The 20,516-nt window shown below is 38.5% G+C and carries 20 protein-coding genes and 1 tRNA gene; 2 read left to right on the top strand and 19 right to left on the bottom strand.

Annotation, left to right across the window (positions count from 1 at the left end):
• Positions 1-8: 8 nt before the first annotated feature.
• The 4 genes from cobS to Q0376_RS05730 form a co-directional block, all read right to left on the bottom strand.
• Positions 9-764 carry an adenosylcobinamide-GDP ribazoletransferase gene (cobS, locus tag Q0376_RS05745; protein WP_298705112.1) on the bottom strand — a complete coding sequence of 252 codons (756 nt, stop codon included), beginning with the start codon at positions 762-764 and terminating at the stop codon, positions 9-11.
• Between the two features lie 35 nt (positions 765-799).
• Positions 800-1,780 (bottom strand): adenosylcobinamide-phosphate synthase CbiB, encoded by a 981-nt coding sequence (cbiB, locus tag Q0376_RS05740; protein WP_298705110.1) that lies wholly within the window; start codon positions 1,778-1,780, stop codon positions 800-802.
• Positions 1,768-3,303 carry a cobyric acid synthase gene (locus Q0376_RS05735; protein ID WP_298705108.1) on the bottom strand — a complete coding sequence of 512 codons (1,536 nt, stop codon included), beginning with the start codon at positions 3,301-3,303 and terminating at the stop codon, positions 1,768-1,770. The genes cbiB and Q0376_RS05735 overlap by 13 nt, the downstream gene beginning before the upstream one ends.
• A gap of 200 nt (positions 3,304-3,503) precedes the next feature.
• Complete coding sequence (locus tag Q0376_RS05730; RefSeq protein ID WP_298705106.1) at positions 3,504-4,223, bottom strand: bifunctional adenosylcobinamide kinase/adenosylcobinamide-phosphate guanylyltransferase; 720 nt, start codon at positions 4,221-4,223, stop codon at positions 3,504-3,506.
• Positions 4,224-4,500: 277 nt separating this feature from the next.
• On the opposite strand from Q0376_RS05730, the gene Q0376_RS05725 reads away from it, so the two are divergent.
• Positions 4,501-4,821, top strand: coding sequence for a hypothetical protein (locus Q0376_RS05725; protein ID WP_298705104.1), 321 nt, complete (start codon positions 4,501-4,503; stop codon positions 4,819-4,821).
• A gap of 45 nt (positions 4,822-4,866) precedes the next feature.
• On the opposite strand, the gene Q0376_RS05720 is transcribed toward Q0376_RS05725, so the two are convergent.
• The 13 genes from Q0376_RS05720 to Q0376_RS05660 form a co-directional block, all read right to left on the bottom strand.
• On the bottom strand, positions 4,867-5,370 hold the full coding sequence (locus Q0376_RS05720; RefSeq protein ID WP_298705102.1) for a cob(I)yrinic acid a,c-diamide adenosyltransferase: 504 nt from the start codon (positions 5,368-5,370) through the stop codon (positions 4,867-4,869).
• Between the two features lie 98 nt (positions 5,371-5,468).
• Positions 5,469-6,344: a zinc metalloprotease HtpX gene (gene htpX, locus Q0376_RS05715; protein ID WP_298705100.1), complete on the bottom strand. Its 876-nt coding sequence runs from the start codon at positions 6,342-6,344 to the stop codon at positions 5,469-5,471.
• 52 nt (positions 6,345-6,396) lie between these two features.
• Positions 6,397-6,473 (bottom strand) — tRNA-Pro (locus Q0376_RS05710).
• Between the two features lie 110 nt (positions 6,474-6,583).
• On the bottom strand, positions 6,584-7,498 hold the full coding sequence (thrB, locus tag Q0376_RS05705) for a homoserine kinase (protein WP_298705098.1): 915 nt from the start codon (positions 7,496-7,498) through the stop codon (positions 6,584-6,586).
• A gap of 8 nt (positions 7,499-7,506) precedes the next feature.
• Complete coding sequence (locus Q0376_RS05700; protein ID WP_298705096.1) at positions 7,507-8,796, bottom strand: homoserine dehydrogenase; 1,290 nt, start codon at positions 8,794-8,796, stop codon at positions 7,507-7,509.
• 51 nt (positions 8,797-8,847) lie between these two features.
• Positions 8,848-9,297, bottom strand: a complete 450-nt coding sequence (locus Q0376_RS05695) for an ACT domain-containing protein (protein WP_298705094.1) — start codon at positions 9,295-9,297, stop codon at positions 8,848-8,850.
• Between the two features lie 13 nt (positions 9,298-9,310).
• Positions 9,311-10,309, bottom strand: coding sequence for a lysylphosphatidylglycerol synthase transmembrane domain-containing protein (locus Q0376_RS05690; protein ID WP_298705092.1), 999 nt, complete (start codon positions 10,307-10,309; stop codon positions 9,311-9,313).
• Entirely contained in the window at positions 10,306-11,157 is an 852-nt protein-coding gene (locus Q0376_RS05685) for a ChbG/HpnK family deacetylase (RefSeq protein WP_298705090.1), read from the bottom strand. The genes Q0376_RS05690 and Q0376_RS05685 overlap by 4 nt, the downstream gene beginning before the upstream one ends.
• Positions 11,158-11,218: 61 nt before the next feature.
• Positions 11,219-11,680 (bottom strand): nickel insertion protein, encoded by a 462-nt coding sequence (larC, locus tag Q0376_RS05680; protein WP_298705088.1) that lies wholly within the window; start codon positions 11,678-11,680, stop codon positions 11,219-11,221.
• Between the two features lie 88 nt (positions 11,681-11,768).
• Positions 11,769-12,425, bottom strand: coding sequence for a nickel pincer cofactor biosynthesis protein LarB (gene larB, locus Q0376_RS05675; RefSeq protein ID WP_298705086.1), 657 nt, complete (start codon positions 12,423-12,425; stop codon positions 11,769-11,771).
• Complete coding sequence (locus tag Q0376_RS05670; RefSeq protein WP_298705084.1) at positions 12,415-13,296, bottom strand: RNA methyltransferase; 882 nt, start codon at positions 13,294-13,296, stop codon at positions 12,415-12,417. The genes larB and Q0376_RS05670 overlap by 11 nt, the downstream gene beginning before the upstream one ends.
• A gap of 119 nt (positions 13,297-13,415) precedes the next feature.
• Positions 13,416-15,203 carry an ABC transporter ATP-binding protein gene (locus tag Q0376_RS05665; RefSeq protein WP_298705178.1) on the bottom strand — a complete coding sequence of 596 codons (1,788 nt, stop codon included), beginning with the start codon at positions 15,201-15,203 and terminating at the stop codon, positions 13,416-13,418.
• A complete protein-coding gene (locus Q0376_RS05660) occupies positions 15,187-16,911 on the bottom strand; it encodes an ABC transporter ATP-binding protein (protein WP_298705081.1) in 1,725 nt (574 codons plus the stop codon). Before Q0376_RS05660 ends, Q0376_RS05665 begins: the two co-directional genes overlap by 17 nt.
• A 258-nt stretch (positions 16,912-17,169) precedes the next feature.
• Between Q0376_RS05660 and tpx the strand changes: the two genes are divergently transcribed.
• Entirely contained in the window at positions 17,170-17,685 is a 516-nt protein-coding gene (gene tpx / locus Q0376_RS05655; RefSeq protein ID WP_298705079.1) for a thiol peroxidase, read from the top strand.
• 129 nt (positions 17,686-17,814) lie between these two features.
• Here the strand turns inward: tpx and Q0376_RS05650 are convergent, their stop codons facing one another.
• A complete protein-coding gene (locus Q0376_RS05650; protein WP_298705077.1) occupies positions 17,815-19,149 on the bottom strand; it encodes an amidohydrolase in 1,335 nt (444 codons plus the stop codon).
• A 116-nt stretch (positions 19,150-19,265) separates the two neighbouring features.
• Positions 19,266-20,510 (bottom strand): adenosylhomocysteinase, encoded by a 1,245-nt coding sequence (locus Q0376_RS05645; RefSeq protein WP_298705075.1) that lies wholly within the window; start codon positions 20,508-20,510, stop codon positions 19,266-19,268.
• Positions 20,511-20,516: the final 6 nt, after the last annotated feature.

Below are 20,516 nucleotides of genomic sequence, written 5' to 3'. Positions count from 1 at the left end.
CGAGCCTCCTAAAGCAAAATATACTTGCTACTATCTATGAGTAGTAGCATTAGTAAAATAAATAAAACCTCACTCGTTTCGACTACAAAGCCGTAGGTATCACCTGTAACACCATCAATTTGCTTAGTTATAAAATGATTCAACCATAAATTAATACCTAGCATAGCACTAAAAAGTATTAAGTAATGCCAGCCAAAATATACGACTGGCAAGAGGGCCATAAAGCTGGCCCACCACAAAGTGGATTTAGGGGAATAGATAGCAAAGGCTTTCCCCATACCTTCTGGTCGCGCATATGGGAATAGGCGAATGCTCAAGGTTAAACCATAACGACTTAGCAAGGGCATTATAAATAGCAATTCATATATGTATTGACTTGGCATGGCTACTAAGAGCTGCCATTTTAATAGAACTAAAAATACAAAGCCCACTACTCCATTAGAGCCTACACGACTATCCTTCATTATAGCTAATTTACGCTCTTTATCACGGCCAGAAAACAGACCATCACAAGTATCCATAAAGCCATCTGCATGCAGACCACCAGTGAAAAGAAATTCAAAAATAACAAGCCCTAGACCTAATAGGGAGATTGGTATTAAAGGACTTAATACATACCACAAGGCAACTAGAAAAGCCCCAATGATAGCACCTACTAAAGGAAAGTACACAACGCTTTTTCCAAAATCTTCTATGTTCCATTCCGTTTGATTCACTAATTTTAATCGGGTTAAAAATTGCAAACCCACAAAAAAAGCATTCATGCATATATCCTTTCTTAGACTTCAAATAGAAATTATTAAAATAAGCTTAATACGAATTTTGAAAGTACCATACTTACAACAATCCCTAAGAGAGTACAAATATACATTAAACCCACTGTTTTTACAATATGATAGGCTCGCAAGGGGTTCTTAGGGTCTCCCATATAGGCTCTAAAACTAGTTATTTCACCATATGTATTATAGCCCCCCAAGCGAATATGCAGCGCCCCAGCCACCGGTGCTTCTGCATAACCTCCATTGGGACTGGGATGCTTATGAGCGTCACGAAATGTTATATGTAAAGCAGCCTTCCAATCGTGCCGAAGTATGGCCGCCGAAAGTACATATAAAAGAAAGGTAAGCCGTGCCGGTATGTAATTAGCCACATCGTCAAGGCGAGCAGCTACTCGACCAAAGAGCAAGTACCGTTCATTTTTATAGCCAAGCATGGAATCTAGTGTATTAACAGTGCGGTAAAAGATGGCTCCCAAGCTACCAAAAAGTGCAAAGAACAGGAGCGGCGCTATAATGCCATCTACGGTATTTTCGGCCACTGTTTCAACTGTAGCACGGGTGATTTCACCTTCATCTAAATCACTCGTTTTGCGCCCCACAATATAACTTACACGTTGTCTTGCTTTATCTATATTATTTTGACGTAACAAATCAGCAATTTCTAAGCCCGCACCACCTAAACTGCGCGGACTAATAGCAATATACAATAGTACCACATCCACTGCATAGCCTATCCAAGGATTTAAGGTGCCTCCTATGAGTTGCAATAAAAAGGCGATAATAAGTACTGTAAAAATAACTAGTACAACAGTCAAAAATCCATGGAAAAGTTGTTGCTTAGGTGTGTCTTTAATCTTATAAAGCCGTTTTTCATAATACCCAATGCAGCGCCCTATAAGTGCTACAGGATGGTATTTTGTGTGAGGATCACCTAGTAAGCAGTCCAATAAAAAGGCCCATAATGGAATTAGATAATGGGAATTATTAATTAACCATTCCATACATCTGGCTCCTCAAATAAAGAATTAATATAATCTAAATCTAAATGCTCGGCCACAATATGAGCCAAACGGTCATAGGCCGCTTCTTTATGGTCAAAATAATTAAATGTCCGCTGAATGATTGGTAAGCCCTTTTCCTTGCGCAATTGGTCTAAAATAAAATGACGAAATGCGTCATTATCAAATACACCGTGAATATAAGTGCCCATAATCCGCTGTGATTTGCTAATCCCACCATCTAACTCGTCTGCTATTTCATTGCTGCGTGTTTTTATATGAAATGGATGATCTAATTCTTCCATAAATTCAGTACGGCCCATGTGAATTTCATAGCCTTTCATAGCGTGGCCACTAAAACGAGCGCCTAAAAAGTCTATGGCAGGTGCGTCAAAATTTACTTGATGAGTTAATTTTTGGTCAGTCATGGTAGTAATCATGGGCAATAAACCTAAGCCCTCCATCTGTGCTACCGGTCCTTCTACACCTTGAGGATCATGCAATTGAGTGCCTAACATTTGATAGCCCCCACAAATACCAATAACAGGTACACCTTTATTAACGAGTGCGTCTATTTCTTCTTTATAGCCAGCATTTTTTAAATAGGCTAAATCAGCTAAGGTATTTTTAGAGCCAGGCAAAATAATTAAATCACTATGGCCAATGGGCTCGCCTGGTTTTACGAAACGAAGGGCCACATCAGGTTCATAGCGCAGTGCATCAAAATCAGTAAAGTTAGAAATTTTAGGCGTTTGAATCACCGTAATAGTCAGATCCTTGTCTTTTACATAACTATGACCTTCTAATGCTACTGAATCCTCTTCATCAATATCTAGATTTTCAATAGCCGGAATGACACCGACTACTTTCTTACCGGTTTTTTCTTCAATAAAGTCTAATGCGGGGGTTAACAAATTAATATCACCGCGGAATTTATTAATAATAATCCCCTTAACCAACTCTCGTTCTGCTGGTTCTAGAAGCTCTAAGGTGCCTACAATAGCTGCAATAGCACCACCACGATCAATATCAGCCACCAATAAGACCGGAACATTTGCCATTTTAGCGACTCTCATATTGACAATATCATTAGCTTTTAAATTGACTTCTGCCGGACTTCCAGCGCCTTCAATAACAATGCGTTCAAAATGTTCATCTAAATATAAAAGACTTTCTTTTACTTTATCGAGCGCTGTTAAAGAGTATTTTGTATGATACTCTTTAGCACTATATACACCAACTGGCTTGCCCATCAAAACAACTTGAGATGACTGATTTCCGGTTGGTTTTAACAACACCGGATTCATTTGTACCATAGGAGGAATCCCAGCGGCCTCAGCCTGTGCCACTTGCGCGCGACCGATTTCATGGCCCCACAAGGTAACATATGAATTGAGTGCCATATTTTGAGCCTTAAAAGGACTTGTTTTATAGCCTTGTTGATAAAAAATTCGACACAAGGCTGTAGCCAATACACTCTTACCTACATTAGAACTAGTGCCTTGGAGCATAATTTTTTTTGCCATTCAGTCTACCTCCTATATAAAATCTATATTAAGTCTATCAAAAATCTATCTTAAACCTATATTAAGACTATATTAAGGCTATATTAAGCCTATCTTAAATCTATCTTAAGCCTAGCCTAAATCTTTGTGCCAATCTTATCATGCTATCCTATGAATTTACTTTATGAAGTATGAATAATATTGTACAACTAATTTAATTGCTAAATTAATGTATTTACATTTACCTGGCGGGCTTTAATTTCTATAGTAATACCACTGACTGTTAAATATACTTCATCTGCTAGAGCTGCTACCCTTTGATTAATTATACCGGATATGTCCCTAAAATGACGGCTTAACGCATTATCAGGAACAATGCCTTGCCCCACTTCATTGGTAACGAAAATAAGCGTCTTATTGGCCTTATGGGTTTTCTCTATAATACACTCTAAGTCGTCACATAATTCCTTCGTCACAGACTCTAAATCAACCGACTCCATAGAAGGCATTCGCAAGAGAGCATTTGTCACATACATAGTTAGACAATCTACGAGTATAACTTGACCTGGTGCAGCTAATACATTAGACCATTGGTCCTGTAACATATGTGGTAGCTCAAAAGTAGTCCAGGATTCTCCACGTCGTACTTTATGTTTTTTGATGCGGTCTACCATTTCCTCATCAAAGGCCTGACCCGTTGCTACATACACTTTATGACCGCCTTTTACAAGGCTAGTCTGTTCCAGTGTTCCCCTATGTGTATGCTCGGGAACTCCCTCATGGGTCTGTTCGGGTACACTCTTATGCACCTGTTCGGCAATCCCCTTATGTGTATATTCGGGTAGCTCCTCATGTATAGCTATTTGATTGGCTAAGGCTTCGGCAAATTCGCTCTTTCCACTGCGAGCGCCGCCTGTACAAAGAATAATTTTTGAACTCATAGTCACCTAACTTTTATAAACTCTTTCTATCATATCGTATCTATTATATCTTGAATTTTCTTTTATGAAAAATTAATCTATTGATTACTGTCCGTAAAATTAATCTATTTACTACTCTCTATGAAAACGTTATACTTAGTTCATCTTGTTTAACCAATTTGACTTAGTTCATCTCACTGAAGTGATTTAATTTACTCTATTCGACTAAGTCGATTTAACTAAGTGCATCAAACTTTATGGATCCTATCCAATTACTCAAATCTTGAAAGGAAAGTCTATGCTCAATTTATCACTCCAAGTGCTGGCTACTTTATGGGAAAATACATATCGCATAGTAGCCTATGACGAAACTAATAATTATATATGTACCAGTCGTGTCATAGTATCAATTCCCTTAAATCCTGATCAATTGCCAGACAATGCGCCTCATGTAGACCCCGAACTTCATGTGCTTGTAGAAGATAGTTCCATTAAAAGCGATGAACTATTAGATTTTGAAACTATTTTTGCCGCCAAGCTTCGCGAAAAGTTCCAATACCATATTAACACGATATATTTCTTTTATCCTAGCCCACACGATATACTTTATGAAGAATAAAAGCTATGTTACTGCTCACCTGAGTAGTAACATAGCTTTTTTCACTTATAACTCTTCTTCAACACGAGCCAGCATATAACAACAATCAGATAAGCGATTCAAATATCTTACATTTACATCATGTACTTCTTCCCCGCTATCCTTTAAACGCCAAAGTGCCCGTTCAGCACGTCGCACTAGGGTCCGAGCTTGATGGAAAAAAGCAGAGCTTTCATTGCCACCTGGTACGATAAAAACCGTTAATGGCGGTAATATCTCATCATAACGATCTATGATTCGCTCTAACTTCGTAATATGTTCTTCACTTATCATAGGCGCTTGACCTAAGCTAGCCACATCAGCCATGAGTAACCATAAATCACGTTCTATCTCATATACATAAGTCTTACAATCTTCATGCTTCGCAAAGGCTCGACACAGGCCTAATACAGCCTGTAATTCATCAATCGTGCCATAAGAGTCTACACGTAAAGACGACTTTTTAATGCGTTCCCCAGTTCCTAATGAGGTAAGCCCTGCATCACCTGTTTTAGTATAAATTTTAGTCATAAAAGCACCTCGAATCTACTATTAAATTCAATAAAATCTTAATTTATATTTTATTCACCCCAAAAAGAAAAGCCCAAGCATGGCTTGGGCTCTCATTATTAAGATCGCACTGGCATGCGCGTGGCAATTTGTTTTAATTGTTCAATACGAGATTCCGTACTAGGATGGGTACTAAATAAATTGCTCATGCCACCTTTTAAATGGCTAAGTGGATTGATAATAAACATATGAGAAGTTGTTTCCATTTGGCTTGTACCAGCTGGTAAAGCTCCATATTTTGAGTAGTAATCAATTTTAGCTAGTGCTGATGCAAGGGATAAAGGCTTACCACTCATCATAGCGCCCCCTTCATCTGCTAAATACTCACGGGAACGGGATATGGCCATTTGGATAAGGGCCGCTGCAATAGGTGCTAAAATAATCGTTGCTAACATAACTATCGGATTGCTACCACCTTCGCGGTCATCACTACGACCAAAGATAGCAAACATTTGCATCATATTAGCAATCATCGTAATAACACCAGCTAAAGTAGCAGCAATAGTACTAATTAACGTATCACGATGCTTAATATGAGTCAATTCATGGGCTAGTACGCCTTCAATTTCATCATCTGTAAGCAAATCCATAATCCCTGTTGTAACTGCCACAGCCCCATGCTCCGGATTACGCCCCGTAGCAAAAGCATTTGGTACATTGGAATCGATTATATATACCTTAGGCATAGGTAAACCACCATTTTGAGCTAAACGGCCTACCATATTGTACAGTGTGGGATTATTTGATTGATCTACTGGTTGTGCCTTGTACATACTAAGCACAATTTTATCACTATTCCAATAACTAATTACATTCATAGCCATGGAAATAACAAACATTGTAAGCAGCCCTGTGCGACCAGCCACGAGCTGACCAATAACCATCAACAACCCTGTCATCAATGCTAATAAAACAGCTGTTTTTACATTATTCATTCAGATTTTTTCCTCTTTCTTAAAAACGACTCAATTAATAAACCATCTTACATGGTCGGAACGACAAGATTTGAACTTGCGACCTCTACCACCCCAAGGTAGCGCTCTACCAAGCTGAGCTACGTCCCGTAGTACATAAGTCTTTTGATAAAGACAAATGATTTCGAGAAAGTATACCCCGAAATCATTTATAATATCTATATATCTAATTATATCGTAATTAAGAAAGTTTTGCAATTTTATATATATATTGCCCCTGCTGTATCAGCCCTTAACACATAGGCCTTGCAGGCAATGCCCGCTGTTTCAAAAACAGACTTCATAGCGTCTGCTACAGCCTGTGCTTGTTCCTTTGGACAATATGCGATTAAAGTTGATCCTGAACCGCTGATAGTAGCACCATAAGCACCTTTTTGTAAAGCTTCGGCAAATACTTCTTCACAATGAGGAATTAAGGTCTTTCGATAAGGCACATGCAAATAGTCCTCTAGAGCTATATTTAAATACTCTAATTTATGTTGCAATAAAGCCGTAACAAATAACGTGGCATGACTTACATTAGTACTCGCCTTTGTATGAGTAATTTCTTTAGGCAATACACTGCGCGCATATTCAGTAGCTACTGCCACATCTGGAACAGCAACGGCAAACACCAATTCGTCTAGCAATGGTATGGTCGTATGAAGTAAACCCGTTTCATGATTAACAGCACATACTAAATTGCCTAACAGCGCTGGTGCCACATTATCAGGATGTCCTTCAATTTTATTTGCCAATACCAGAAGTTCTTCACGATTTAAGGGCTTTGTTACTAAACCATTGGCTAACATGAGACCTGCCACTATCGCTGTGGAGCTACTACCTAAGCCACGAGATGGTGGAATATCAGAATGACTCCCTATATGGCCAAACTTAGGCGCTTCCTGGGCTGCTTCAAATACAAAAGCCATGGCCCTACCAACCAAGTTTTGGCTTTGATCTTCTTGCTCCAATAGTTCTGCATCAAATCCAGAAAAAGAATACGTATTGTGCGTCGCCTCTTCATCATACGTGAAGGTAAATGTATTATATAGCTTTAAGGCCAAACCTAAACAATCAAAGCCTGGTCCACAATTCGCACTGGTAGCAGGCACTTGAACTACTAATTTCTTCATAGTTCCTCCTACTCAGCCATAATACGAATAACACTACCAACTTCACGAACAACGCGTAAATTCTTGAAGGCATTAATAACATTCATAATATAGGCCTGTGGACAGACAGATGTAACAATCGCTAACGTTGCGGCCTGTTCACTTTCATTGCGTTGGATTACTGATTGTACAGAAATGCGTTGCTCCGCTAATTTTGAAGCCACCTTAGCTAATACACCTGTATTATTATCTACTAATAAGCGAATATAGTAAGACGATTCAATTTTTCCTGGTGCATATAAATTTTTATCTGCATAATAATAGGAAATAAGTTGCCCGGTTTTATGAGCTACTACATTTTTGGCAATCTCCATAATATCACTCACCACAGAGCTCCCCGTAGGCAAGCTGCCGGCACCGCGACCATAAAACATGGCATCATCAATGCCATTTCCTTTTACATATAGAGCATTATACGACCCACGCACAGATGCAAGTGGATGCTGATTGTCTATAAAAGCGGGGTGCACATTGAGAGATAAACCTTTTTTAGTCTCCTTAGCAATCCCTAAGAGTTTAATGGTATAGCCAAACTCTTTGCCAAAGGCAATATCGGTAGCATCAATACGAGTAATCCCTTCTACTGTCACATCGTCAAAAAAGAGTTTTCGGTTAAAGGCAATAGATGACAAAATGGCTAATTTTCGTGCTGCATCATACCCCTCTACATCAGACGTAGGATCTGCTTCAGCAAAGCCAAGAGCTTGTGCCTCTTTTAATACTTCTTCGTAGCCAGCTCCTTTTTCCGTCATATTGGACAAAATAAAGTTGGTCGTACCATTTAAAATGCCTATAATTTCTGTAATCTTATTGCCTCCTAAGGATTCGTACAAAGTACGAATAATAGGAACGCCGCCTAACACACTGGCTTCATAGCGTAAGTCAACTTTGTTCTTAGCGGCCAAATCGAGCAAGTACGGACCACGATCAGCCAATAAATCTTTATTAGCTGTAGCCACATTCTTACCGGCCATTAGCGCTTGTTCTACACATTGAGCTGCAAAATCAGTGCCCCCCATGACTTCCACCACAATATGGATTGATTCATCTGTTAAAATATCATCAAAATTAGTAGTAAAGCTAGTGCCTTCATTTAATTGATAGTCCTTATGTTTTTCTACATTGCGCACAAAAATGCGCTTCACTTTGATGGCTACACCAGAACGATTGGCAATGAGCTCTTGGTTCTTAACCAAGAGTTCATAAGTACCACGCCCTACAGTGCCAAAGCCTAATAAAGCTATATTAACTTGCTCCATTATGTTCCCTCACTCAACAACTCTTTATATCTCAAACTACATAATCCCAAATTAGGCTTGACCTAAAATTTCAACTTTTAAGATGCCACGAATCGAACGAATGCTATCCAATAAATCTTCTAAAGAGCCAGATAAATCCTTAGTTTCAAAAGCGATTGTTACATTGGCAATGCCTTGAAGTGGAATATCTTGGTTAATTGTTAAAATACTACCATTACTTTCAGCAATAGCTTTTAAAATATTGGAAAGCATGCCTGATTCATTGGACATGGAAATGGTAATGGACACGATTTTGCCTTGGGCGATTTCATAGAATGGGAATACATAATCTTTGTATTTATAGTAAGCTGAACGGCTTAAATCCATACGTTCTACTGCTTCATTAATTGTTTTTGCTTCACCTAATTTTAAAATTTCTTTTACTTTAATCGTCTTTTTAATCGCTTCAGGAAGAATGTCTTCTTGTACCAAATAAAATTTGTCTTTCTTTAGTTTAGCCAATTTGTTTGCCTCCTTAATTGTCTTTTGGATTTTCTATAGTACCTGATAAAAAGCGATGACCATATAGTGTAAACACCGAATACATGCCAATAAAAAAGGGCACATACTCTGCCACAATGCGCCAGCCCACTGCTACAAGTCCAACTGTACCAACAGGGAGAAAATCCGTAAATAAATAGATAAATAAACCTTCTGCTACACCAGTACCTCCTGGTGTGGGTGCAAAATACAATATTAAATTTAATAAAATCATCCGATTGAGTATATCAACAATCGGTAATTCAGTAGTAAAAGCCCACATCAAAGCAGGCGCAATACCATATAGAAACAATAAGCTCAGTCCGGACTCAACAAATACAATGAGTGACTGAAATGGCTTAGCATACAGTAGTCCTAAACCATCATTTACTTCACTTAATTTAGCAAGCCATAATTTAGGGCTACCTTTTTTTAATTTACCAGCTCCCCATAAAACCAATTGTTTCATCAAACGAGTGCGCAGTACATACAGTCCCACAATCGTACAAATAACCATAAGTAAGGATATTTGTAGCAAGGTCTCATTTGAAATATAGGGAATTGTTATGGACTCATTCAAAAATATAAATGGCAGCATAACAATCAAGAAAAATATGGAAAATACGGTGCGCACTAATACGATAGGAGCCCCCTTCATAATGGGCACGCCATAACTCTTCAATATCAACATTTGAGCAATAGCCCCACCACTAGCACCAGGGGTCAACATGGCCATAAAATAATTGCCAAAAATGACCCGCAAAATTGCTTTAATAGATAGTCTGTAGCCACCCATTTTAACTAAACGTTGCAGGCGCTTACCATCAAAGTACATGCCAATGGCTAAAGCCATAAAGGCTAGTAGCAAAGACGATACATTGAAGGTATTTAGGGTGCGCAACGATTCCATATCGATTGTAAAATAAATTGTCAGCCCTGATATAACTAACAATACGCTGGCTAATACTATGCCACGTTTTATTAGTTTATTCATTCACACTCTCCATAATTCATGAGTTGAATTTGGTGAACATCAATGAACTGCTTAACTGTAGGCGAACACATGGAGAACAACTCACTCTCCCAATGATAGCCCCAGTGGAACTGCTGCTCAAGAACTGAATCTTTGGCACCTGGATGCGTCATAATCTCATGACTGCCCCTTGTTGTGGCAATGCGACCTAGAATTTCTAACAATCGCTCTTCATTTAAATGACCACCACTCATCATGCCCCAGAAGTAACGAGGCGACCAAATGCCATTGCGACTTGTAAACGTATAGGCCTGATTTGCTACTTCAGCAAGCCCTACCTTTCCGGCGAAACGGCCCCATTTTGTAAGACCATTTAAGAAAAACGTATTCTCTGCAGGAATGCGCATTTTCTTGATGCCATACTTCTTTAACAAAGTCACCATAATAGGCGTAATCTGTGGCAACACATGAAGATGTTGATGTCCATCTGCATGGGTAATATTTAGGCCACTGGACATAATTTTTTCAAACTGTAAATCTAATTCAGCATATACTTCTTGAAAATTAATCTGTCCTGTTACTGCCTTTTTTACAAATGCTGGATAGGATTCCAACAATTTTCCGTTCTCCAATAAAGACGGAACCTTTTCTGGATCACTAAGCGGTGGCAAGCCCCCCACTAAGGCGGTGTGAACACCAATCCCTAAGTCAGGTAGACTTTTAGCTGCTAATACAGCACCATCAAAATCCAGTCCATTAGCCAATAAAGAGGTACTTGTAATAATACCTTCCTTATGACCACGAATAATACCTTTATTCACTTCTTCATGGAGACCAAAATCATCTGCATTAACAATTAATCGAATCATATTTTTATCTCTTTTCTATATACTCTCACACTTTGAAGTTATATTTAATTGTAACATATGTCTACTCACAGTATATAGTGTTTTTTAAATTATATTTTGCCCATATTTCTTTTTCTAACCATTTAACGGGCTTATTAAGGGCTTTTGAGGCTGTAAGTAAATCTTCATACTCCAAGGTTTGATTAACGCATTGCTCATTATAATAGGAAGTCTTAATATGAATTATATGACCTTCATAGGAAATCGTATCAAAACTTCGTTCAAGGACTTTACGATTCACTGGAAAATAACGAAACCCAATCGTTGTAGTATGGGTAAATAAAAACCGCTCTATGATCTTAAAGAGCGACTCTTTACAAAGTACGAAAAGGGTGACTGCAGGACGTCCTTTTTTCATAATAATGGGGACGAGCCATGCATCTTGAGCGCCCAAATTTAAAAGTTCTTCTATAATATATGAATACAGTTCAGGATTCATATTATCGATATTAGCTTCGATTTGTAATATTGTTTCCTCTACCATGTCTCATGACCTCTAATGTATGTTAACGCCTGACCTTTAATTTAGGTTAACGCTGACTTTTAGTTTAACGCGTGCCTTCTAATTTGCTTTAACGCTGACTATTAATCATATGAGCCAGGCGACCAGCGCCAAAGCCATTATCAATATTCACAACCCCCACACCGGCGGCACAGGAGTTTAGCATACTGAGCAAGGCCGCTAAGCCATGAAAACTAGCACCATAACCTACAGAAGTTGGCACAGCCACTACAGGCTTATTTACAAGTCCCCCTACTACACTAGCTAAAGCACCTTCCATACCAGCAATGACAATGACTACATTTGCTGATTGAATTTCATCTAAGCGATTAAATAGTCGATGAATGCCGGCCACGCCGACATCATAAATGCGATTTACTTTGTTGCCCATCAATTCTGCCGTAAGCGCTGCTTCTTCAGCTACCGATACATCACTGGTACCGGCAGTGATGACAGCTATGGTGCGCTCGCCATTTTGTAAAGTCCAATCCTCTTTACAGTATATGATGCGGCTCACTTCATCGTATTGCAAGGACGGAATATACTCCTTAAGGGCATCAAAAATACTTTGCCGTGCCCGCGTTCCCATAAATAAAGAATAATGAGTTGCTAGTTCTTTAAAAATTGCTATACATTGATCGTCAGTTTTACCTTCACAATATACGACTTCAGGAAAACCTTGCCGTTTAGCTCGATCAAAATCTAATTCTGCGTCTTTATACATCATTTATTTCACGCTCTCTCACTGCATAAAAGCATAACGCAGCGGCTACACTCAAATTCAACGATTCAATAGGACCATACATGGGAATGGTTATTTTTTTATCCGCCAAAGCTTGCCATTCTGCACTAATGCCACGGGCTTCATTACCTAGAATGATTAGGTTCCGCAGGGCATAAGAGGTTTCATAAATAGAGCTAGCTTCTTCTAAGGCCGTAGCATAAATAGTAATGCCTAATCTTTCTTTGACTTCTACCATATCCTCCACAGTAACGCCCTCTATAATAGGAATCTTCGTTATAGCACTCATGGTGCTACGCACTGTTTTTTCATTATACGGGTCTACACTCCCCTTAGTAAGAAAAATAGCATTCACATTAGCGGCTACAGCAGTTCGTATGATAGTTCCCAAATTTCCTGGGTCCTGCACCTCATCTAAAACTACATATAAAGGAGCAGTCCCCTGAGGATTAGGCGCGTGGTCTTGGCCAGTACAGTTTAGTTCATTATTCTTACTAATACCTTGCCCTAGTCGTTTCAGTTCAGCCTCTATAAAATTGTTTAAATTAGTAATACTCTTTTTAACAATGCCTATAATACCTTGTCCATGTACGGTATTTTCTACAAGCTGGAATAATGGATCACTTACAACATACACAAAAGCCCCCTTTGCCTCTGCTTCATGGGCTACATTTTGCACGTCTAAAGAAGCATCCTCTTTAATAAGTACATGACTAACCAGCCCCGTTGGCAGCATATCAGCCACCGTACGAAGTCCCTCGGCTAAATAAGCGTCATGAATCATACGATATTTTTTCTTTTGCAAAGATTGAGCAAACTTCAGTGTACGACTGTCTTTTGAAGTAATTAATTCCATTTAGTCACCTCCAAACGTCCTGTTAGAAAACACATGTATTGATTATTATACCACAGAGTAATAAAAGAATAATGGCAATTTCTAAATAAATTATAATCTTTTCATAAAAAAAGGTAAATTTACTTAGCATTCCAAAGTTGGTAAAACGCGCCTTCTTTCTGTATCAATTCATTGTAGGCACCACGCTCTACAATTCGGCCATTTTGAATAACATAAATCGTATTAGCTGAACGAATTGTCGATAGTCGATGAGCTATGCTAATAATTGTCTTTTCCCCTCGTATGGATTCAATGGAGTCTTGAATTAATTGCTCTGTATGACTATCAATATGAGCCGTTGCCTCATCAAAAATAAGCACATTTCGCTCTCTTACTAAAACGCGAGCCATAGCCAATAATTGTTTTTGTCCTGAAGACAATAAAGAACCTAAATACCCCACCGGCGTATCATAGCCCTGTGGCAATCGTTCTATCATATTATGCAGATGTGCTTTTTGAGTTGCCTTTATAAGGGCCTCTTTACTAATATCACTGTTATAAAGGGATAGATTTTCTCTAATGGTCCCTTTAAATAAATGACTATCTTGGAACACATAACCCATAATTTCTCTAAGTACCGCTGGTGCATACGCCGCCGTGTCATAGCCACTGATGCGGATAACGCCCTTAGTCGGTCTGTAAAAGCCCATAAGGAGCGACATAAGCGTAGATTTACCACCCCCAGAAGGCCCCACAATGCCTACAAATTGGCCACCTTTGATGGTTACATTAATATCCTCTAAGGCATAATGTTCCGAATTATCATAGGAGAACCACACATGGTCAAACTCGATGGATTCTATCACTTTAAATTCAGCAGGAACCAACACATCTTCAATTTCAGTATCCGCTACTTCATTAATAATAGGCACTAATCGTTCCGCCCCAGCTAAGGCACTTTGAAGATTACTATATTTTTCAGATATTTCTTTAATTGGCGTAAATAGTTTATTCATATATTGTAGAAAAGCAAATACCGTACCAGCTTCAATAACTGTATCAAACCAATTTGTAAAGCTGAAAATGGCAATGGTTATAACAAATACTAAGGCATCAACAATAGGTCTAAAGATAGCAAATGTCTTTACTTCAAATAGACCTGCTTCTAAAAATTCTTTGCTAATTTTGTCATACTGCTTCGCCATGATGCGTTCGCCTACATAGGATTTTATAATCACTATGAAATTGAGCATCTCTTGCACTGATGTGTTCGAAGCGGCTAGTTTTGTACGAACACCACGAAAGGCTTTGCGTGCGTAAATTTGGTATACATAAATCATTATGGCCATTAAAGGGATTAAAAAAGTCACCATAATGGCAAGCTTCACATTCAGCATATACATAGATATGAGTATGCCTACAATCATCAAGGCACTGCTCCCGAGTTTTAATACTACATCAGTATACAAGGTGCGCAGTGATTCCGTATCATTAGTAACACGCGTCACAAGATTGCCAATAGGTAGTTCACTAAAATGAGCAGGCGTGCGGGCAATAATCTTAGCAAACACAGTATTACGAATTTCAAAAATAATTTGCTGGCCAAATTTTTGAAGCATAAAACTATGTATAAACATGGCCATCATACTAAGTAAAATGGTCCCAAAATAAAGCCCTGCATACTGCATAATAAGACCTAAACTCTTTTCTGGAAAGGCCGTATCAATAACTGTTTTAATAATCCAAGGTCGGAGCAAATCCAACCCCAAGGCAACTAATAAAAATACGGCCGCCACGATTAAAAGTAGGAGATGTGGTTTAATATAAGTCCCTAAGCGTTGCAATAATAAAATATCGCCACTTTTTGTTAAGGCTACTTCCTCTTGCACTGCATAAGTGCTGTTATGTTGCTTACTCAAGGCCTTCACCTCCTTCAATTTGTTTGGCATACAAGCGATAGTATTCCCCTTTAAGGGCCATTAATGCTTCATGAGTCCCCTCTTCTACAATAGAGCCGTCCTTAAACACAATGATGCGGTCAGCATCACGCAAGGCTTCTAAACGCTGGGAAATGAAGAGCAAAGTTTGATTTCGTCCACTTCGCAAGGTATCAATAATCGTAGCCGCACTGATAGCATCTAAGGCAGAGAAACTGTCATCTAAAAGCAAATAGGGGGCATTTTTATAAAGACCACGGGCAATATTAATGCGCTGCTTTTGGCCACCCGATAAGTCTGTGCCCCCCTCTTTTAAACGCTTGCTTTCAGGCTGCAAGCGTTCTTTTAAATCACGAGTTAAGGCTGCTCGCTCTGCTGCTTCTGTCAATGTTAAATTATGATTTGATGCCTCTCCAAAGGCAATATTCTCACCAATTGTAGTACCCAATAAATAACTTTCCGGTGGCACATAGGCAATGGATCGGCGCACTACCTCAAGGGGCATGGTAGCGAGGTCTTTATTGTCAATAAACACGGACTGCTCAGGAATCTCTTGCAAACGCAACAGTACTTTGAATAAGGTGGATTTCCCTGACCCAGGGCCCCCTACAATCCCAATGAACTGACCTGGTTTTACTATTAAATTCACATCCTTTAGAATAGGCGCTTTAGTTCCTTCATAAGTAAAATTTAAATGTTCTAAGCGCAGTTCACTTAAAGGTAGTTCTTCATTGCTTTCCCCCATTACTTCTTCAGGAATCATAAGAAACTCATAAATACGATCTAGCGAAGCCAAACCTTTTTGAAGTACAGATGCTAAGGAGCCAATCCCCATAATAGGCCCAATAATAAGCAATAAATAGCCATTAATAGCTACAAACTCACCTACAGTTAGCTCATTTTTTACAATTAAATCACCACATACATAAATAGCAATGGCATAGCACATAAAGGGTGCTATGAAGGTCAACGGGGCCAGTAAAGAGTCTAAGAAGGCGACCTTCATATTTTTATGGTAATTTTCTGTATTTATATTCATAAAACGTGTTACACTGCGCATCTCCCTATTAAAAGCACGGATAATGGGCATGCCAAGAAATAATTCTTGAGCAAATTCTGTAAGATCGCTATAGGTATTTTGTGCCTCGCGCTGTTTAGCGCGCATTCGCCGACTCACATAGAGCATAGCTACGAGAACAAAGGGCATGGGTAATAGAATAGTCGCGGCCAATGATAAGCTAATGGAATTGGCTACTAATATGAAGGAGCAAATTCCAAAAAAGATGGCGTCCACTAATATCATGACCCCTAGACCTAATGATACGCGCAAGGAAGTTACATCATTGGTCATGAGAGCCATCACTTTGCCAGGACCATTTGTTTCATAATAGGCAGTTTTTATATACAAAGCATGGTCAAAGAGACGACGGCGCAATAAAAACTCAAAGCGCCGAATAGAGCCCAGTAGCAAGTGGCGCGATGCAAATTTCAATATGGTAACCACAATGCCTAAGATAAAAAAGTACCCTATATAGGTAGTCAATCCTTCTCTACCATAATATAAGGTGCTAATTGCTTCACCAGTTAATTTAGGTACATATAAAAACAAAATATCAATAATAATCATCACAAAAACACCCAGTAAATATACGGGCCCATAGCCTTTGAAAAACTGGGAAAAAATACGTAACTTTTTCATAGTCACTCCTAATATAAAAGATAGCCATACAATACATAGGCATATACTTATATGCAAAATATAGGTATTTATCGAAAATCAACGATGTATTATATTATTTTATCATAAAGCCTTAAAAAGTAGAAATATACAAATATCGAATTTTTTTAATTTATAGTTTTACTATTATCCTCCAACATGCTATACTTGTTTATGTAAGAGAGAAATCTCATCCAATCTTTTTGTATTCAATCAATCATTCATTAGGAGGTTAATGAAATGGAAAAACGTACTGGTGTGATTACATTTTTAAATAATCCAATGACTCTTGTTGGTAAAGAAGTTAAAGTAGGCGAACAAGCGCCTGACTTTACTCTATTAGATAATGATTTACAAGCAAAAACTCTTAAAGACTACGAAGGCAAAGTAAAAATTATTTCCGTAGTACCATCCTTAGATACTGGCGTATGTGATGCACAAACTCGTCGTTTCAATGTAGAAGCTGCTAAGCTTTCTGACGATGTAGTAATTTTAACTGTATCCATGGACCTTCCATTCGCTCAAAAACGTTGGTGCGGTGCTGCTGGTATCGACAAAGTGGTTACTCTTTCCGACCACAAAGATGCAAGCTTCGGTACTAACTATGGCTTCTTAATCGAAGAACTTCGCCTTTTAACTCGCGGTATCGTAGTAATTGGCAAAGACAATAAAGTAGCTCATGTTGAATATGTTCCTGAAGTAACTCATGAAGTTAACTTCGACGCTGCATTAGAAGCTGCTAAAAAATTAGCTTAATAATAAAAAACAGCCCTTGCCTCGGCAAGGGCTATTTTTTTGCATACTACTCGCATTATAGATATAAGCGTAGTAGGATAAATTCCATGAGATTCCTAAAAATATGACATTATTTCAAAAAATCTGACTTTATTTCATAAAAATCTGACTTTGTTTTAGCACTTCATGACGTAAACGTTCTTCATCAATAGTCAAGAGTTCACGATCTTTCATAAGTACTTTACCAGCTACAATAGTCGTTACAGCATCAGAGGAATTAGCTGCATACACTAAAGACGCTACATCATTATAGCGTGGCAACCAATGCATGCCCGTCACATCATAGAGAACGATGTCTGCACGATACCCTTCTTTGATAAGGCCTAAATCATTGTAATCTAATACTTTAGCTCCTTCTACGGTGCCTAAAGCAAGGGCTGTGTGAGCAGGGATTACCTTAGGATCATAATGAGTCGCTTTATGTAACATAGCAGCTAAACGCACTTCTTCTAACATATCTGCATTATTATTGCTAGATGAACCATCCGTACCAAGGCCTACAGTTATACCCTTTTCAAGTAAAGCCGGCAAATTAGCAATGCCACTAGCTAATTTTAGATTGGATTGTGGATTATGGGCTAGACGCACATTTTTTTCTTTCATAATACGCATATCGTCATCAGTCAAATGTACACCATGAGCTGCTATACAGCCTGTGTCAAATACACCTAAATCATTAAAATGAGCAATTGGTGTTTTTCCAGTAGCCTTTAACACATCCTCTACTTCTGTACGAGTTTCACAAAGATGTACATGAATTTGAGCACCTAATTCATGAGCTAAATCCATGACCTTTTTCATGTATGCATCAGGACATGTATACGGTGCATGAGGTCCTAACATAACCTTGATGCGATTATCTTCAAAACCATGCCATGTATTATAGAGATGACGACTTTCTTGTAAAGCCACATCTGCCGTTGGTGCTACCCCAGCCATACCACGGGACAATACAGCACGTATACCTGTTTCTTTCACTACATTAGCAGTTTCGTCCATAAAGAAATACATATCATTGAAGCAGGTTGTGCCAGATCGGAGCATTTCTGCAATGCCCAATTGCGTACCGATAGCTACAAGCTCATCAGTTAATTTAGCTTCTGCTAGCCAAATTGCATTAGATAACCAGTCCATGAGCTCTAAGTCATCTGCATAATTTCTAAATAAACCCATTGCTACATGAGTATGAGTATTGATAAATCCTGGTGCTGCTACTTTACCTTCACCATACAGTACATATTCTGCATTTTTTATTGCTTCACTTATAAGAGCTTCTCCAGCCTTAGTACCGGCTTCTTCAGGACTTATAATGCGTTTAATATATCCATTTTCTAATAATAAAGTAGCGTCTTTTATAATGACACTTTCATTACCCTTATATTCGCCAGTAATGCAGTCAATATGACGAATTACAATCTGAGCCATAAGTCAGCTCCTTTCTAAAAAACATAATTTTATAAAATTAATACCTATTCTATAAAATAACAGAAGAAATTTTCTTATAAGACAACCGAACAAACTTTACAGTATACAAAAATACATTAGTTAACTTTGTGTAAATAATCGTATTGTTCCTGTGTCAATGCGTCTATATCATACCCCATGGACTGCAATTTAACCTTCGCAATGCGTTCATCAAGCTCATGAGGTAAGATATGAACCGTTGCTTCCATAGTTGTACCATGGTCAAGCAAATATTCTGCTGCTAAGGCTTGCATCGCAAAGGATAAGTCCATAATTTCGGCTGGATGACCATCCCCTGCGGCCAAGTTGACTAAGCGACCACCAGCTAATAAATATAGCGTACGTCCATCTGCTAATGTATAACCTTCAATATTTTTGCGTACATTTTTATGAGATACGGCCACTTCAGCGAGCTCAACACCATTTACTTCACAATCGAAATGCCCAGCATTACACATAATCGCTTTATCTTTCATTACTTCATAATGCTCTTTACGAATCACATCTTTACAGCCGGTTACAGTAATAAAAATATCACCAATGGGCGCTGCCTCAATCATTGGCATAACCTTAAAGCCATCAAATACAGCTTCAATAGCTTTAATAGGATCAACTTCAGTAACAATTACATGAGCACCTAAGCCTTTAGCACGCATAGCCACGCCCTTCCCACACCAGCCATAGCCAGCTACGACAACATTTTTACCAGTTACAGTCAAATTAGTCGTACGCATAATGCCATCCCATACAGATTGGCCTGTACCATAGCGATTATCAAATAAATACTTACAATATGAGTCATTTACGGCAATCATTGGGAAGGTTAGTTTATGTTCATTAGCTAAGGCATGAAGGCGATGCACGCCTGTTGTTGTTTCTTCTGAACCACCGATTAAACGCTCTTTAGCATCTTGACGAGTCGTATGTAATAGATTTACTAAATCACCACCATCATCAATGATAATATGTGGTTTATGATCTAAGGCTTTATTTAAAAACATAACATATTCTTCTTCAGTACAATCATGCCAAGCATATACAGTAAGGCCCATATCTACAAGTGCAGCGGCTACGTCATCTTGCGTTGATAACGGATTCGACCCCGTTACAATCACCTGAGCACCAGCTTCTTTTAAAACGGTAGACAAATACGCTGTTTTAGCTTCTAGGTGAACACTTACAACTACAGTTTTACCTTCAAATTTATGACTGTTTTTAAACTCTTCACGCAAACTATTAAGAGCAGGCATGAAATTAGCTACCCATTCAATTTTTTTACGACCTTCTGGTGCTAATGTAATATCTCTAATTAATGATTCCATCTCTAT

This window comes from uncultured Veillonella sp. (assembly GCF_937981445.1).
GTDB lineage: Bacteria > Bacillota > Negativicutes > Veillonellales > Veillonellaceae > Veillonella_A.
This window is presented reverse-complemented; position numbering and strand designations above follow the sequence as displayed.